Source organism: Halococcus dombrowskii, from assembly GCF_022870485.1.
Classification (GTDB): domain Archaea; phylum Halobacteriota; class Halobacteria; order Halobacteriales; family Halococcaceae; genus Halococcus; species Halococcus morrhuae.
On record NZ_CP095006.1, the window covers coordinates 14,620 to 30,420 of the forward strand.

At 55.3% G+C, this 15,801-nt stretch carries 15 protein-coding genes; 11 read left to right on the forward strand and 4 right to left on the reverse strand.

Annotated features, from left to right (window positions below; translation table 11 throughout):
* Window positions 1–50: 50 nt before the first annotated feature.
* Both MUK72_RS14400 and MUK72_RS14405 read right to left on the reverse strand, forming a co-directional pair.
* Window positions 51–842: an RPA family protein gene (locus tag MUK72_RS14400; RefSeq protein WP_244705737.1), complete on the reverse strand. Its 792-nt coding sequence runs from the start codon at window positions 840–842 to the stop codon at window positions 51–53.
* Window positions 843–1,769, reverse strand: coding sequence for a replication factor A (locus MUK72_RS14405; RefSeq protein WP_244705739.1), 927 nt, complete (start codon window positions 1,767–1,769; stop codon window positions 843–845).
* 242 nt (window positions 1,770–2,011) lie between these two features.
* Here MUK72_RS14405 and MUK72_RS14410 point away from each other — a divergent pair, with 242 nt between their 5' ends.
* On the forward strand, window positions 2,012–2,164 hold the full coding sequence (locus MUK72_RS14410) for a hypothetical protein (protein ID WP_244705741.1): 153 nt from the start codon (window positions 2,012–2,014) through the stop codon (window positions 2,162–2,164).
* Between the two features lie 77 nt (window positions 2,165–2,241).
* Here the strand turns inward: MUK72_RS14410 and MUK72_RS14415 are convergent, their stop codons facing one another.
* Window positions 2,242–2,523, reverse strand: a complete 282-nt coding sequence (locus MUK72_RS14415; RefSeq protein WP_244705743.1) for a helix-turn-helix transcriptional regulator — start codon at window positions 2,521–2,523, stop codon at window positions 2,242–2,244.
* A gap of 161 nt (window positions 2,524–2,684) precedes the next feature.
* Between MUK72_RS14415 and MUK72_RS14420 the strand changes: the two genes are divergently transcribed.
* Window positions 2,685–2,990: a hypothetical protein gene (locus MUK72_RS14420; RefSeq protein ID WP_244706027.1), complete on the forward strand. Its 306-nt coding sequence runs from the start codon at window positions 2,685–2,687 to the stop codon at window positions 2,988–2,990.
* Window positions 2,991–3,102: 112 nt separating this feature from the next.
* Here the strand turns inward: MUK72_RS14420 and MUK72_RS14425 are convergent, their stop codons facing one another.
* A complete protein-coding gene (locus tag MUK72_RS14425; RefSeq protein ID WP_244705745.1) occupies window positions 3,103–3,246 on the reverse strand; it encodes a hypothetical protein in 144 nt (47 codons plus the stop codon).
* Between the two features lie 852 nt (window positions 3,247–4,098).
* Here MUK72_RS14425 and MUK72_RS14430 point away from each other — a divergent pair.
* From MUK72_RS14430 to MUK72_RS14465, 9 genes are all read left to right on the forward strand, one after another.
* Window positions 4,099–6,960, forward strand: coding sequence for a hypothetical protein (locus MUK72_RS14430; RefSeq protein WP_244705747.1), 2,862 nt, complete (start codon window positions 4,099–4,101; stop codon window positions 6,958–6,960).
* Window positions 6,960–7,172 (forward strand): hypothetical protein, encoded by a 213-nt coding sequence (locus MUK72_RS14435; RefSeq protein WP_244705749.1) that lies wholly within the window; start codon window positions 6,960–6,962, stop codon window positions 7,170–7,172. Before MUK72_RS14430 ends, MUK72_RS14435 begins: the two co-directional genes overlap by 1 nt.
* Before the next feature lie 51 nt (window positions 7,173–7,223).
* Entirely contained in the window at window positions 7,224–8,561 is a 1,338-nt protein-coding gene (locus MUK72_RS14440) for an ISH6 family transposase (protein ID WP_425311096.1), read from the forward strand.
* Window positions 8,562–9,044: 483 nt separating this feature from the next.
* Window positions 9,045–10,040: a ParA family protein gene (locus MUK72_RS14445; RefSeq protein ID WP_244705753.1), complete on the forward strand. Its 996-nt coding sequence runs from the start codon at window positions 9,045–9,047 to the stop codon at window positions 10,038–10,040.
* Complete coding sequence (locus MUK72_RS14450; RefSeq protein ID WP_244705755.1) at window positions 10,037–10,522, forward strand: DUF7970 domain-containing protein; 486 nt, start codon at window positions 10,037–10,039, stop codon at window positions 10,520–10,522. The genes MUK72_RS14445 and MUK72_RS14450 overlap by 4 nt, the downstream gene beginning before the upstream one ends.
* 276 nt (window positions 10,523–10,798) lie before the next feature.
* Window positions 10,799–11,950, forward strand: a complete 1,152-nt coding sequence (locus tag MUK72_RS14455) for a DUF7282 domain-containing protein (protein WP_244705757.1) — start codon at window positions 10,799–10,801, stop codon at window positions 11,948–11,950.
* A gap of 4 nt (window positions 11,951–11,954) precedes the next feature.
* Window positions 11,955–13,718, forward strand: coding sequence for a hypothetical protein (locus tag MUK72_RS14460; RefSeq protein ID WP_244705759.1), 1,764 nt, complete (start codon window positions 11,955–11,957; stop codon window positions 13,716–13,718).
* A gap of 182 nt (window positions 13,719–13,900) precedes the next feature.
* A complete protein-coding gene (locus MUK72_RS20430) occupies window positions 13,901–14,650 on the forward strand; it encodes a DUF7282 domain-containing protein (protein WP_425311097.1) in 750 nt (249 codons plus the stop codon).
* Between the two features lie 124 nt (window positions 14,651–14,774).
* Window positions 14,775–15,764: a hypothetical protein gene (locus MUK72_RS14465; protein ID WP_244705761.1), complete on the forward strand. Its 990-nt coding sequence runs from the start codon at window positions 14,775–14,777 to the stop codon at window positions 15,762–15,764.
* The last annotated feature ends 37 nt before the right edge of the window (window positions 15,765–15,801 follow it).

The following is a 15,801-nucleotide window of genomic DNA, read 5'->3' on the forward strand; positions in this document are numbered from 1 at the left end:
CAACTCCTTCCATACGACACTCCCGCTGACCAGCAGATGACTACTCTGTCTCATTCGTACTCGCCGAGTCCAGTATCCTCGGAGGTCTCTTCAGACCCTGAGAGTTCAGCAGAACTGCTCCCCTCGCTCTCGACGCTCTCACCAGTCTCAGCGGGAGAGTGAGCATCCTCGCCGGCCTGTTCGGTATCGTCAGCAACCGAGTCGCTACCCACAGCGTCCGACGCTGTCTCGCTTGTGGCGGCAGCCGCCGAAGCATCGGTGGCATCGAGACTTTCCAGCGCTTCGATGGCCGCCTCTCGATACGGGCTGAGCCGCTCACCGTACTCATCACGGGCCATCTGCGCGTAATCGTTGATCTCCTCGTCAAACGATTGGAGTCGTTCGATAGTCTTGTCGGCCGTTTCGACCACCCAGCGATCCCGGGTCGCTTCATCCACTTGGGTGATCGACTCCGGACGCACGGCGACGTTCGTCTCGCCGTCGTCAGTCTCGTAGCTCCGGGGTTTTCCGACTACCGCCACATACGTGGGCGTCTCGATCTGCCGCAGCGCGCTCGCCGCCTCTGGCTGATACTGGCCCGCATAGACGTAGAACGTCCCCGTCGGATCGACCACGCGCCCCTGCCAGTATTCCGAGTCCGACCCGACATCGTTCGTCTCAGTCAGCGTGCCCGCGAAAAACAGCCGGTTGACACGCTCACCCGTCGGGAGCAACGTGTAATTCGGCGCGAGTTCATCCTCGGACTCTTTGAACGTGTACGATGCGTCGTTGAACTCCCGGGCGAACGACCGCTTGGCGACCTCCCGTCCCGTCGACTCGCCCGCGTCTGTGTTTGTACTCATCTACAGCGACCTCGCTGTGATCAGCACTTCCTCGGAATCCGTGCGTGCGCCGAGCTGTTCGAACTCGTCAGCTAGCACGTATCGCCCGAGTTCAGGTCCGTTGATCCGGTAGTACTGCCCGAGAACGTCGTCACTGATATCGTCGGCGACGACTGTCGTATCCAGCGCGTCCATCGCCCGCTCTTTCGCCTCTGCAAGTGTGATCCCTGTCAGTTCCTCGGTCATCTCTTGGTTGAAGATCACCTCATGGACCACGTTACCGTCATCGAGGACACCCTTGATCCGAAGGTCGAACTCGCCGTCTACCTCGCCGTGTTCGGAACACCGCCCGTTCTGGAGCACGCGCGTGCAGTCCTCGTGGGGACAGCGCTTGATCAGGCCGCTTCCGCTCTGGATGTCCACTAGTGCACCCTCAACCTCCGTGGTGTTGTCACCGACTTCGATCTCCTCGTCGACTTCCTCGATAGTGGTGGTCCGGTTGAGTTTTACCGAAAACTGGCCCTGATATTCGTCGGTGACGACGTTCGCGAGCTGGTACACTGCGCCCTCTTCGAGCGTGGGCAGGTCGGATTTCGCCCACGAGGTGAACTTGATCCGGCCGGTTTCGTCACCCACGAGGCCGACCTGCGCGATCGAATCACTCCGTGGCTCCCACAGTTCGACGACCTTCGCGGTGATGTCGATCCATTCTTCAGCCGTGTTGACACTGCCGATCTCGCGCTGTTCGTTCGCGTCACCCATCGATTCCGGATCGGCATCGGCTTCATCGTAGTAACTGCTGGTGACGCTGCGGCGCGCTTCGTCGATCGGCACCTGATACTCGTTAACGAGCGTGTCGAGGCGCTCTTCGACTTTCTCGACGGTAATGTCCATCTGGTCGGCGAACTGCTCGTGGATCTCTTCGGCATGTGAATGTACATCGGGCATGGTTTGGTCTCTGCCTCCGCGTGTGTTCGATGGGAGACACTGGCTGTTCGCCGCTCTCAAGCAAAAAAGCCCGGAAAGGGATGTGAAAGTGGAAGCGAGCCTCGACTGATGCGGTGAAGTCAGCTGGACCGTGACTCTGAACAGGGGTATCACCGGATCATGCCGGAGCGTTTCAGCGCTAGCAGTCCAGAAACCACCGAAAGCGACTCCACTGAGAATGACGATACGGTCAAGCACCGACCATGACCGATACGGACGACGTCCTCGCCCTCAGTAGTGGCTGGGGCGCATGCGAGGAATGTGGCGAGGACAAATCCGACGTACTACGCGTCGGGACCCTCACCGACAAGCGGATTCTCTGCAAAGAGTGTCGACAAGAGGATCGCCGACAGTAACCACCCGACTGACGCGACCAAACCACCGGCCGACAGCGGGCGGTAACTCGTTTCTGTAGCTGTGTCAGACAGCCGGCCTAAGCCTCGGCAGCCACGTACTGGTCTTCCCACTCGCGGCGAGCGTCGATCTCGCGGCGGCCACGCTGAGTAATCCTGTAGTAGTTGGTCCGCTTGTCACGTTCGCCCTTCTCAACCAGACCTTTCTCGACTAGTTCGTCGAGGTTCGGGTAGAGCCGGCCGTGGTGGATCTCGCTTTCGTAGTAGCTGTCAAGTTCATCCTTGATCGCGAGCCCTTTCGGCTCGTCCTGTCCTGCAATCGCGTACAGCGCGTCGCGCTGGAAGCCAGTCAGATCGTACATATCCAACTGTTGGTTATTATTGCAGTAAAATATATCGATTCTCGAAACGACTATTTAGCGGTGGAGTGGCCCTCATATCCATCGATCTCATCGGTGACGCGTCCCTCTCCATCCTCTTCGATGACAAGATTTACCTTATCCGAAATGAGATAACAGACACCATGATAGATCGATTGGAGAAAGAGGCCGATATGCTGGAACGGCATCTACAGGTGCTGCGGATGGTGATCGAGAACGAACCGATCGGCATCGTGAAGATGTCGAACGAAACCGGCTACGCCCATCACAAAATCCGCTACTCATTGCGTGTGCTCGAGGAGGAGAGCCTGATCGAGCCGACCAGCCAAGGCGCGACCACGACTGACCAGACGAGTGGATTCGTTGGCGAACTTGATGGACGGATCGACGCGGTGAGCACCAAACTCGCTGAGATGAAACTCGATACGACAGGCGAAATGAGCCAGTAGTCCGGGTCAGCAAGGCGAGCAGATATCGAATCGCCACCGAAAACACCGTCTCACACAATGTCCAGCGGCATCCCGAAGCGATCGTCTGCTTGGGATGGCTGACGCAAGCGTCCTATTCGGCGCTGTAGCGATAATACTCAACACCGCTACTGTCGGCGTGGCGTTCGAGGCTGGAGCCTTCGACTAACGGCTCAGCCAACAGTTCGAGATAGACTCGCCCGATTGCCTGCGCGAGACCTTGCTCAGTACTGCTCATGGAGATTTGTCCCCCGCTGCTTGAAGCCATGACGACTTCGGTTTCGTCGGCGATTTCTTCCAACGTGTACGCCTTCGGTGCGTTGTCTTCGAGGAAATCGCACATGATCGCTATCTATGACTTGTTTGGCCCTAGCTGCTCCCAGTCCGACTCATCAAGCGGCATGAGTTAATATGACCGATTTTATTAGAATATATGGTGAACGGTTGTCTACCCCAGACAACCGAACAAGCCAGCTAACTCCTTGGAATATGCATCATGCGAATCAACCATATACCACTATACCAACTGCCAAACTAGTGTTGAGCCAATTTTACGGCTTTTGACTATATCGTCATCTTCTAACTCATGCATCTTTACACGGGTAGTCTCACGTGAACAACCAACTTTAGATGTGATATCAGCTGTAGTAGCTTCCCTCTCTTTATCGTTCAGAGCCTGGATGAAAAGATCTCGTGGATATGGGCTCTGGTATCCTTCATTTTCACTTGTCATACTCTGTTACTCTCCCTATAGAGTAGGTGGAGTTGTAGGGATAATGGTTCTAGTGATGATCTGCAGGCCTCCAAAATTCTGTAGGGTTCCAGTGGTTTTAAGTTCATGGAGGGGAGTATGAGATACACCAAGCTAGGTCAACGTAAATAAGTGTCGGCGGGGAATCACCAGTTCCCCGACGAAGGGTCACAGCCAAGAAAGTCGTTCGTGATCCTTCTTTCCGGCCTCCGGTAATAAGGTTTGCCCTTGCACACAGCGGCGGCGCTGGCGTTTACATCGGTGGAAAGGTGCATAACTACCATTATCGGATTGGCACGACGGTTCCCGTCCGTCAGCACTGTAACATCGGGCTCTAATATGAGCCAGCATACACACGAACATACCGATAGCGGTGCGTCTTCACAACCCTCTGAAAGCGAAACGGGCATCTCGATCAGCCCATCCGGGAGCGGTGGGCAACTCACGCTCACCCAACAATCGCCACTCTCAGCCGTTACGACCGTCACGCTCGATGTACCTGTTGGCGGTATCTGGGAACGAATCACCACAACTGATGGGTTCCAGAGCGCACTCGAAGCAGCAGTGGAAGAGCTCGTTGGCGATAAACCCGCGGGCGCGCGTGCGTACGCGCTTGAGCAGTTAGGTGTGACAGCACTCGATGGTCTCTACGCAAGCGCCGTCGCCGCACTCGCTGATGAAAATCCGATCCACAACCGATGGCAAGAGCAAGCACTACAGCTCACTCAAGACTTCGGAAGTGCCGAACGGTCAGTCGTCGGTCTCCATGCACCCGTTGGGGAGATTGTCGACGGTCCGCTCGCTGTCCTCCGTGTTTCTACGGCAATGCCCACGGTTGCCGTCCGGGTCGATGATGCTTTCGACGAACTACGTGCTGATCAGCGGGCTGATATCGTTGAACTGCTTGCTGATCTCGCCAACACTGTCGATCTTCGAATCGTAGCGACAGGTCGCTGGCAACGCAAGCTCGCGCAGGAGTATCGCGAACAACTCCCTGCTGTTAGCGAGCAATGCAGTGCAGGCCCCTCAGCAGGAGCTATTGCTGCGACCGTCAAGAAAGCACGTACCGCTCTCGATCCCGATGGCCGGAAAGTCCGTATTCTCCATCAACTCGCCGAACAGACCTCAGAGACACTTTCGTACAACCAACTCTATGCGCTCCACGAGGTATCGGATGGGGCCATCCGTCAGTGTCTCACGACTGGCGATCCATCGCTCGCCGAACTCGGACTCGTCGAAACGTTCTCGCGAGCCGCAGGTAGAGGGAGCGCGGTCGAACTGCTTGCCGCTGGTCGCGAATTTCTCGATAGGCTCGACGCCGAAATCGGCAGACAGCAACGGCTTAAGTCAGTCGTTAGCGAGACCGGAAATCCGTCAGACGATAGCCGTGTAACCCCGCCCGCACACGAGGGCCGCCACAGCCCTGACGCGGAGGCGGAGGCTGTTGCGGGGCGGAGCGGTTGCGGTAGCGGTGCGGGAGTGGCCGATGACCGCGACTTTGACCGCCATCGGTTGCCGCATCATCATCAGGTGCGGTCGGCAGCACGCCATCGCTACGCAGCAACTGCTGGAACCGCCACTGACGGTGGAATCACGCTTGTAGACCATCCTATCTCAGAGAAGGACGACCGAGGCGAACCGCACTGGTACTATGACCACGAGGACGACCGTCTACTCGTTGGTGCCGAGTACGATAACCCCATGAAGGGGTGGGTGTGCATTGCGTTGGCGTTAGCTGACCCGCAAACGTTCCGCCACGTCCTTACGCCGGAGCGCTTCGAGACGGGCAAACTCAGTGATATGCTCGCCGATCACACCGACCTCCTTCGGAATTCACGATGTCTCGGCTATCTCGCCGACCGGAACGCGACCGCCGAGGACTACACCGATGCGCTGCTCGAAGCTGCCAACGATCTCCGCGAGCTCACCAAGGATTGGTATCATGGAAATTTCGAGGACTCCAGTCGGTTTCGAGCGACTATTCTCCGCGAAGCCCACGGTCTCGCTGGGACGATGGTCCATCTGTTGGACCTCGCTGATGTCGATCTCGTTCGGGAGTTCCGCCTCCCGAATTTTGCACGAGACTACGACGAGTCCGACCGCCACGATCTTGCCAAAACCATCGCCATCGGAGCGTCCATCCAGAGTCGCTACCGGGAGTTCACCGCGTATCGCCAGTTGTTCGAGTGTCGTGAGGATAAACGCGAGAGCGCCATTCCGCCGCGGGTGGACGCCGACGACCCGTTAGGCGAATGTGTCGGGTCGTTCGTCCTCGTCGGCAAGAGCGTTTCCAGCCTTGCCGACCCGCTCCGCCGACGGCTTACGAATCAGGAAGTTCACGACGATGCCCCGGAGTTCGGGATTCGTGTTCCAGTCGAGACCGCCGATAAACGCCGCCATATCGCTCAGACTGTCAAATGCATGTGTGACCAGAAGTCGATCCGACCGACCCGTGCAGCGACTTCGATGCTTGGAGCACTCACTGGAACGCCCTACGACGCAGCGAAAGCACTCCACAACCTCGGTTCAGAGACGAAAGCACCAGGGCGGAGAGTCCGTCTCGATGAGGTTCGGTATGCACTCTCGACACTCGATACGGACCGCATTCTCTCCGCGATGGAGAAACCAGCGCTCTCGAAGATTGTCCACGCCCTTCTCGTGGCTGAAACACCCCTTGTGCAAAGTGAACTCGCCGAGCGAGCCGGCGTCTCGGCACGCTCGATTCGCACCCATACCGAGCGTCTCGCAGCGTTCGATTTCATCCACGAAACCGACGCTGGATGGCGCTTCACGCTCCCACTTCGCGGCGACGGCAAGCATGATGAACGGGGCGACGATGTCCTCCCGTGGTTCGTGGCAACGTCGGATGAGGGTGACGAGCAAGAGCAGGATACGTTTGTTCGAGACGTGCTTGCCGAGGTAGTCCACGACCTGCTTCCGCCAGATCAGTATGCGGACCCAGACGATCCGATAGCTGGAGCACTGTTCTCCGAGCCGCGGGAGCGGATATCGACGCTCCGTGAAGCGTGGGAGTGGCTTGACCCGTGGCTTTCGGTAGCCCAGATGCTCTGCGATAGTACCACTACGGACTGCTCCCACGCCGGTAGTGAGTGCGATCCGAATTGTAGTGGGGAGATTGCGATGATTGGTGTCGAACCCGACCAAGCGAGTCTCGCAGCGGCCGCTGGAGGTGGTGGGTGATGTCTGTTGAGACCACCGATACTACTGATACTGTGGACACCGCTGGCGAACAGTCCGAGAACAAACTCGTCGCAGTTCTCTGTGGCTTGGACGAGAGCGCCGAACCCTGGAAACTTCGACCACCCGAGAATGGGGACGATCTAGCAAAACTGCTTGGTCGCGTCGGAAAATCGTTCAGAACCGTCTGGGCAGTCGCTGAAACGAAGTCGTAGCTGACTCCTCGAAGGAATGGGGACTAGTTGATGAACGTGAACGAGTCCCCGATTGAGGTTACGGTCACGATCCACTTCGTTCTGACTATTGACCCAACTGAACAGTACCCACTTGCCGCCTTCGCGGAGTTTCTGACCGAGCAGCGTCTCGAATCGACGCTGCTCGAAGCAATTATCGAGAGCCTCAACGACGTACTCGTTGAGGCGTACTGTGGCGAAAAACACGCACAGGGAAACGGAACCAACCGATTCCAACGCTCGACAACGAAGATTCGCACAGCGGTTACTACCGTCGGCGAGCACGAGTTCTCCCTTGGCTACGTCGAAGACACTGCGGCAACTGACGACGAGAACGCTCACTTCCGCCCCATCGAACAATTCGTCGATTTCAACGGAAAGAAGCGATATCAGCAGGATATCGCTGCGCGAACAGTCGATCTTGCGACGGTTCTCTCCTACCGTGACGCAGCCTCACATGCTGAAGACCTCGAAAGGACGCCCTCGAAGGACACCATCCGCGACCGCGTGACCGAGTGCGGCAGGAAACTCACAGAGTTCGTTTCCAGCCGCATTGCCGGGTCTGAAGCTGAAACCGTCATCCCTGACGGAACCAACTGCTACAGTCAGGACGAGGACCGTGAGTACCACGACGTACGAGTAACGCTCGCAGAAGACACCGAAACAGCGTCACGATCAGTGCTTGATGTCTCGGTGAACACTCCCTGGAGTGAGATTGCGGATACTCTGGATACTGCTGAGGCGATCACTGACGACGCGAAAGTCGTCAGTGACGCCGAAAAGAGCCTTGTTGGGGCCTTTCAAACAGACACACGCGATCATCAACTCGATTTGTCTCACGTTCCGCGCACACTTGGCTACAAGCTGTGGGACGACGGTGCGCTCTCATTGGAGGACCGTAACGAGATCATTTCGGAGGTCTCTGGAGAGTTGTTTCACCTGAAGAACTCTGTCGAGAAGCATCGTCCGCAAGAGGAGTATTCGGCGATCCGCGAGCGGATCGCCCGAACGAAAGAGCGCATAGGGAAGACAGCATGGCAGTTAGAGCAACTCTCCTCGCCGAAAGCAGCATCATACCTTCGTAGTGGACTGGATTCGATGGTGACGTTTGCTGAGGACGCGACAGACGGGTTCGAGGTGCCGTGGACCTCGAACCCTGTGGAACGAGCAATGGGAGAGGTAGCCAAGCGATGCAAGCGTGACTGGATGCAGTGGAGCGAAGAAGGGTTAGATACGCTGTTGCAGTTGTCCCTCACGAAATACGCCAATCCCGAATACTACCGCGAGTTCTTCGATGAGTTCCTCCAGCGGTCAACTCACGGAAAGATACGATGTAGCGTGTCGGTCAGAACGAACGGAGGTGAACTCTGAACGGTTTTCCGACGCGACCAACTGCTTGTCGGTGCGCGGGCAGATTTCGTGCGCGACCGTTTGGAAGACGCAGGCTACGAGGTGCGTGATCTCAAGCTGCCGGTCAGCGCGCGAGGCTGGCTTGTTGCGTGGGAAGTATCGTTTGGATAACGCCTCCCACTCACTGATGAGACCGTTCATTTCATGCCTTATGTAACGTTCACCAGTCTTATTTAGCACTAGCTGTTACATAAGGTCTCAAATAAAGTCAGCGCACGCAGATTGTGGATATCGAACTACCGGCCATGACTGGGCAATCGGATGGACTGCTCGACATTCACAGAGCCATTACAGACAGACATTACAGGCAGACATTACGGGCAGACATTACAGGCAGACATTACAGATGAGTATTACAGATAGCTGTAACAGATACCAGTTCGGTGTTTCTGTCTGGATTGTCTGACACAGATTTATACCACGGGAGACCAGACCTCAGTATGCATGATAACAGCTGTAATCTACTCCGAATCCGGTGGGACATACAAGACGACGATGACGGCCAATATCGCCGTCGCGCTAGAGCGGATGGGGCAAAACACTCTCGTATTGGATCTTGATCCGCAAGAGGGTAATTTGACCAGTCTCTTCGATGTCGGCAAGCACCGAAGCGACCCAGATGCAGACAATCTGGTCAAACATATCCTTGACATGCCAGACGGCGACTTTCAGGATCTGATCGAATCAACCGCTGAAGGCGTGGATATCATTCCGAGTCACGACATGCTCAGCGATTTCACCTCAAATCTGGAGCAGAAGATCTCCTACGAAACAGGGATGCAGAACATGAATCGCGAGGAGTATCCGCGCTTTGAACTCTTGTATGACCTGCTCTGGAACACGCACCAACTGAACGAAGAGTACGACGCCATCCTCATCGATCCGAATGCACGAGCAGAAGACCTGCTCTATAACGCGATTTTTGCGCTCCGGACGCTTATCGCCCCCGTCAAACCGGCTGGGAAAGGAAATCTCAGCCTCGAAGGTCTCGAGGAGCTTGTCGGCAATATGGGAACCCAGCTGGATATTGAAATCGGTCTATCCTGCGTTATTCCGGCTGGCGTTGGTCAAACCAATGCTCACCAACAATATCAGCAACAGTTTGAGAACACGGAAGCGTTTGCGACGCCAGTGACCATCGGGAACCGGGAAAGCCTCATGGACGCTATGTGGGAAGCGAGAGGCTCAGCATTCAGAGTGATCGAAGAGCGCTGGAAAACGTTCGAGAGAGACGACAAGATGGTGAGTGAATCCGGCCAGCGGCGGATACGTGACCGAGAGATTGCGACTCTACGGAAACTGTATGAACTCGCACGATTCATCGCAACCCACACCTTCGGAACTGATATCGACCCAGTGTTAGAACTCGACATCCGTGATCACGGAAATCGTGTTATCAATCTTAACACTGACGAAAAAACGGAGGCACGGACCGTATGAGCAACTTCAAATCCGGTTCCGGTGATCTCAACTTTGGTGATGGTGGCGAAGATGATGAAACCGACACAGAGACAACAGAGGAGCAGACACCAGAAGAGAACGTTTCCGAATCACCTGTGACGGAAGAGTCCACACCAAATCCGCCGGACAACACACTATCTAGTAGTGAAGCCTCATCCGAGCAATCGGTGTCGGGGCAAGTTTCGGCCGGAAATTCAACAACTACTACACCAGCAGAGAAATATCCATATTTCGTTCGACGGAATAATGTCGGAGACGAACGCGACAACCGTCTGGAGGTGTATGTGCGAGATAAAATCGCCAACCAAGAAGCTGATTTTCGGAACGTGCTTGCTGATCACCTCGAAGCCAGTGAAATTACAAAGACAGACGCACGAGAATTTGCCCTTCTTACGGCATTTCATCATCCTGAGCGCGTTGCTGAATTGATGGAGGATGAAGGGTTCAATGCTCTCGATTGAAATCCGAAGATAACCATACTGACCGTAACGACTTTCATACAGTAAAGCAATCATATCATTATGTTCAGCGGCGTCTTCACGCCATCTAGCCCTACAACACTCCACAACAACTCGTTATTTTTCGGTTTCTCAGGGTGGAACAACCAATGATTTCACTACGATTACTGAATCTCGGTATTCGATCAGGGATTACCGATCATGGGCTCTCATTCGACATCGTGTCCGGAATGGGAGATGTCGCCAGCGGTTTGCCACTCGTTTCGGGGTGGGAGTAGAATGCGTCCGGCAGCTGCGACACTGTTCGGGGGCAGCGTACTCGTTGTAGTGGTCGTAGGCACGATCATCTCCGGGGGTTTTGCCCCCATCGAGACTGCAGCCGGACAAACACAAACCCAAACTCAAGCACAGAACCAAAGCAACGCGTCGGTTGAGTTCGTTAATCAAACCACCAACGGGTCAGACGTCACCGTCGAATCAGTGACGCTTCCCACCAGTGGATTCGTCGTCATAGATCTGAGCGGTGCTGGAGTCGAAGGCCTCCTTGAGGAAGATGCCGTCGCGGTCTCCGAACAGCTTTCGGCGGGAACTCACCAAAACGTCACAATCCCAATCAATCAGAGTCCGCCTGGAGGAGTCGCCAATCGGACTTCGCTCAACAACACTGGGAATTACGAGGCGATCGTGTACGAGGATAGCAACGACAATGGCCGCTTCGACTATCTCACATCCGCCACAAGCCTCGACAAACCGCTCATCGTGGGGTCGGGGGCACAAGAGCGTCTCGTGAAAGATAGCGCTCGGCTTACCATCCGTGGTTCACGTGGTGATCCGAACGCAACACCCACCCCATCCGCGAGTATCCAGTTTTCCGATCAACAAACGGATGGATCAACCATATCGGTGGCATCGGTAACGCTTCCGCAAGGCGGGTTTGTCGTCGTTCACGGCGAACAGTACCTCCAACCCCAGAACGATCCAGTAACGAGCGCGATCGGTCTATCGATGTATCTTCCAGCAGGCACTCATCAGAACGTGACAGTCGCGCTCACGAACGGCAGCGTTCAACAGCCCCAGACGCTCGTTGCTATTCCGAGTCGCGACACAAACCAGAATCAGACCTACGACTACGTCACTTCCGGTGGGTTTCAGGATGTGCCATATACGGATGGAGAAGCCATCACGGATCAAGCATCTGTCAGCAAACTCGAAGCCACAACGACGGTCTCGACAAGCAACCAGTCACCAACACCAACACCGACAGCGACCATCGAGCGCACGGATACAACAACGGACACCAACCAGACCGAACAAGCAGCAGACTCCGGTGAGGATGGTGGAAGTGGGTTATCCGGAGTCACTTGGATCGTCGGGATTGTACTCGTGATCGTGATCGTTGGGGGTGGATACCTCCTCATCACACTTCGCTAACCAGATGACCAGAAAATTAGAATGCTCTCGACGGACGTTCCTGACTGCAGGAGCAGTTGGTGCGCTCTCTGGAGCGACAGGTGGTTCGATCGTCAAAGCGAGTGGGATCACCGGGGAGCAAGCGGAATCGGTGCAGTCGACGGGAAGCCGCTTCGAGCAACCCGGAAATCCTACACGGGGGGCTGAACGGGCATGGGCGGCAGCCGAATACGACCACTTGAAGCAGATGCGCGAGGGAGCTGCACAGCAGGGAAATTCTAGTGGTGGCAATCAAAGCGGGAGCGGGCTCGGCTCACCGACAGCACCGAATTTCAGTAACGTCGTGAACGCGGTCGACGATCTCGGTGCAGATCCAACGGGCGGTCGGCCTATCAGTCAAGATCTGGGTTCGGCCATTAAACCAGATACGCTCATTCTCTTTCCGCCCGGGAAGTATTTGCTTGATCAGGAATGGGGAGTGAGTGTTGACGGAACGTTCGGCATGGCTGGAGAAGGATATAAACAAGCCAGCAGCCCGCCGGAATCCGGAAAGAATGCTGCGACGTTCGTTGCAGCCGATAATACGCGCGCAGCCATCAACTTCGAAGCAGAGACCGGTTTGCTCGCCAATTTCGTCTTGGATCAGACCGGAAACAACAACAGCATCTCGATCCTACTCCGTTCATCCGGTTTCGCTCAGGCACGAGATATCAGGTACGTCGGGACACAGGATAACACCGGCTCACAAGCAGACGAAGACCAATCAAACCCGATGTGTCGGTTTGCAGCTGATGACGGTGCAACCGCGCGTGCGGAACGGCTCATTGGAAAGTACATTGGTCTTCCGGGCGATAAAAACAGCGGCGGCGCACCGTTCTTTTGGGTTGGCGAATCGAACAAAGGCACCGCACAGATGGGCAACTGTGTCTCGGTTGGGGCGGCCGACAACGGGCTCTACGGCGGCCGGACACCAGGACATGCACAGGTCAAAGGCGGGAAATACGTCAACAATGCCGTCTCACAGCTTCGATACGACGGTGCAAAGTCATGGGCTGATGGCGTCAGCATGGTCGTTGATGCGGACAACTACAGCGGACCCACAAATGGCACTCCGTACAACGAAAAATTCGGTGTGCAAGGACTAAAAACCGAACGCAGGAAATACCAGGAGAAAAAGCCCAGCGGTGCGGTGTTGAGAAACGCCGATGTCCGCGTCCGCAGCATCAACAGCAACATGGGTGCGCCGATATACATCAGAGGCTGGGCTGGCTCCCTCAAGATCGAGAACTCTCGGATCGTCAACCAGCTCGATCAGACAACCATCCGCGCTCAGGCACCAGGAGACGGGAATCCTGCTACGCAACCTCCGCACAACATTACGATCACCGACTCAGAGATCGTTAGCTCATATGCAGATCCTGTTATCGATATCCGGGGGCGAGAGAACTCGAGCATCCGGAACACCTGTATCAAAGTCCCCGGAGCGGGGCCGAGCAGCATCAACGGTATGGACATCGGTGAAAACGTTGGATTTGGAAAACAATGTAACAAAGGCGGTCTCAGCGCTCCGGACAAGGTCGGCGCATCGGGTAATCTCTCAGCGGTCAATTTCTCGGCAATGGACTCAGGCAATGGCTCTTCCGGAGAGAATGCTCAACAACACCAACAACATCGCAAACAGAAATTCTTCCAACGGGTCATGTCTGTGATATTCAGTATGTTCCTATTGATCGCTCTGGTTGTGGTGGGAGTGGTCGCTACTCTGTTCTATCTTATTTTCGGTGACTGAGGAATCAACCCTCACAATACACTATGCACAGAAGAAAACAACACCGGGCCATGATGGTGATGATCAGCGTCGTCCTCGCTGCTGGACTCTTGAGCAGCGTGATTGTCGCACCAACAGCGGCGGCAAGTGACGGCGGGGGAGACGGGCGTATGGAAATCACCGATCATTTCGCTCAAACAGAAATGACCACAAATGAAACTGCGGCCTCGAACGAGACTACAACCTCGAACGAGACTACGGCCTCGAACGAGACTACCACAAGTGCGTCACAGGCGTCCCGGCCTGCAAACGCCTCCCTCAGTATCGATGAGAATGGGACGACACCATCACGCGTCAGTCTTGCTTCGGTATCGCTTCCTACGAACGGGTTTATCGTCGTTCACAACGATAGCTATTCGCCAACGTCGCCGGAATCCGATTCGATCATCGGCCGGACACAGTACGTCCGGGGTGGCAATTTCACTGATGTCTACGTCCCGTTGTACAACATTTCTGGTCGCGAGTTCGATCGCTCTCAAATCACCGGTACTCAGCAGGTTCATGTTCTGCTATACAATGATTCGAACGGCAGCCAAGCATTTGACTCGGCAGACGATCAACCGTATCAGAACAGCAGTGAGTACCCTATTTCCGGTAGCACAACTATCGATGGGATCGACACCGGGCGGTTGGATTCTGGAACTGACTCTCCAACGCCTCAACCATCCCAATCTCCTCAGTCGTCTCAATCGTCTCAATCGGCTCCGTCATCCGAATCACCGACAACTGTAGCGCCAGACCAAACGTCGCCAGAACAACCATCACAGCGTGCTACTGGTGGTCACCAGAGCGCAGAGACATCAAGCGATGAATCCGGATTCTTGCAGACTGCGGCAAGCGTCATGCTTGTTGTACTCGGGAGTATCCTTGTTTATCGCGGACTACACAGCTGATCGGCATCAGCGACAGCTGGCACCGAGGACTGTCTCTGGCCCCAGTGATTTATGGTGGTACCGGATAAAATAACAGTGAGTGTAGGCGCATGATCCACAACCGCCATTGCAGAGCGGGGACACAGTGAAACGAGAAACTAGCGGGAACAGGGTATCGCGGCGGCGGGTGCTTCAATATGGTGGGGTCCTCGCAGGAAGTGCTTTTGCCGGCTGTTCCAGGTTGATATCAGATGCAACCCAACAAACTGTCGACACAGTCTCGTTTAACGAAGGACAACTGATTATCAATCTCAACCCCGACACTGATGCCGATACAATCGAATTCCGAAGTCCTGACGGCAAACTCCTCCAAACATCTCAAATCAGTCGAAAACAACAAGTCACGGTGCCATTGCTTATCAAACACGGCAACGTACCCGGTGTCAGCAAACCACTCCCAGCAGGCGACTATGGGCTTATTGCGACGAAATCCAGTGATGACAACGATCACAAGACCGTCAGTGAACAGACTGTTGAACTCACCTCTTCGTTTTCGGTCGCCGATGTGAATGTCCTCAAAAACAACGCTCCGAGCGATTACGACAATAACGTCCCTGCCTACGCAGACAATCTCCAAGTGACAGTGAAAAATGACGGCAACCTACCACTCGGGATCAAATATATCGGCGTCACCGATGGTGTCCCATCGCCGATACCTCCACCACAGGAAGTGTTAGGGGGCGGAATGAGGGCATCGGTGTTCGAGCTGGCTGATCACAACAGTACCGGTCCGTTCTACATCGACAGCAACTCGACGCTTGCGTTCAAAACAACAACTGGTCCACTCTCGTACTACGCATACTGGCAGAATCCCGAAGGCGGCGACAGTCCAGGACCGCACACGTGGGGAGCCCCAAAAAACGGTGCATCATGGGAGACTATCCAAGCTAACTACTGCACTGGAGATCAGCATCCCGCGACGATCGTCGTTGCACCCATCAACCTCGAGTCTCAGCAAGCGACTGTGACGCTTCGCTGGGACGGCAAAGCAACTCGACGTCAGCGGTTGGACACCGACTACGCGTGTACAAATGTAAGCGTATCTAATATAAGTAACAAAAATAGTTCAGCTTGATTCGATAAGACCCAATATGCCAGCGGGATGCTTTACT

Coding starts and splice junctions, on each gene's coding strand:
- MUK72_RS14400 (WP_244705737.1), bottom strand. CDS start 842: ATGAGTACAAACACAGACGCGGGCGAGTCGACGGGACGGGAGGTCGCC.
- MUK72_RS14405 (WP_244705739.1), bottom strand. CDS start 1,769: ATGCCCGATGTACATTCACATGCCGAAGAGATCCACGAGCAGTTCGCC.
- MUK72_RS14410 (WP_244705741.1), top strand. CDS start 2,012: ATGACCGATACGGACGACGTCCTCGCCCTCAGTAGTGGCTGGGGCGCA.
- MUK72_RS14415 (WP_244705743.1), bottom strand. CDS start 2,523: ATGTACGATCTGACTGGCTTCCAGCGCGACGCGCTGTACGCGATTGCA.
- MUK72_RS14420 (WP_244706027.1), top strand. CDS start 2,685: ATGATAGATCGATTGGAGAAAGAGGCCGATATGCTGGAACGGCATCTA.
- MUK72_RS14425 (WP_244705745.1), bottom strand. CDS start 3,246: ATGAGCAGTACTGAGCAAGGTCTCGCGCAGGCAATCGGGCGAGTCTAT.
- MUK72_RS14430 (WP_244705747.1), top strand. CDS start 4,099: ATGAGCCAGCATACACACGAACATACCGATAGCGGTGCGTCTTCACAA.
- MUK72_RS14435 (WP_244705749.1), top strand. CDS start 6,960: ATGTCTGTTGAGACCACCGATACTACTGATACTGTGGACACCGCTGGC.
- MUK72_RS14445 (WP_244705753.1), top strand. CDS start 9,045: ATGATAACAGCTGTAATCTACTCCGAATCCGGTGGGACATACAAGACG.
- MUK72_RS14450 (WP_244705755.1), top strand. CDS start 10,037: ATGAGCAACTTCAAATCCGGTTCCGGTGATCTCAACTTTGGTGATGGT.
- MUK72_RS14455 (WP_244705757.1), top strand. CDS start 10,799: ATGCGTCCGGCAGCTGCGACACTGTTCGGGGGCAGCGTACTCGTTGTA.
- MUK72_RS14460 (WP_244705759.1), top strand. CDS start 11,955: ATGACCAGAAAATTAGAATGCTCTCGACGGACGTTCCTGACTGCAGGA.
- MUK72_RS20430 (WP_425311097.1), top strand. CDS start 13,901: ATGACCACAAATGAAACTGCGGCCTCGAACGAGACTACAACCTCGAAC.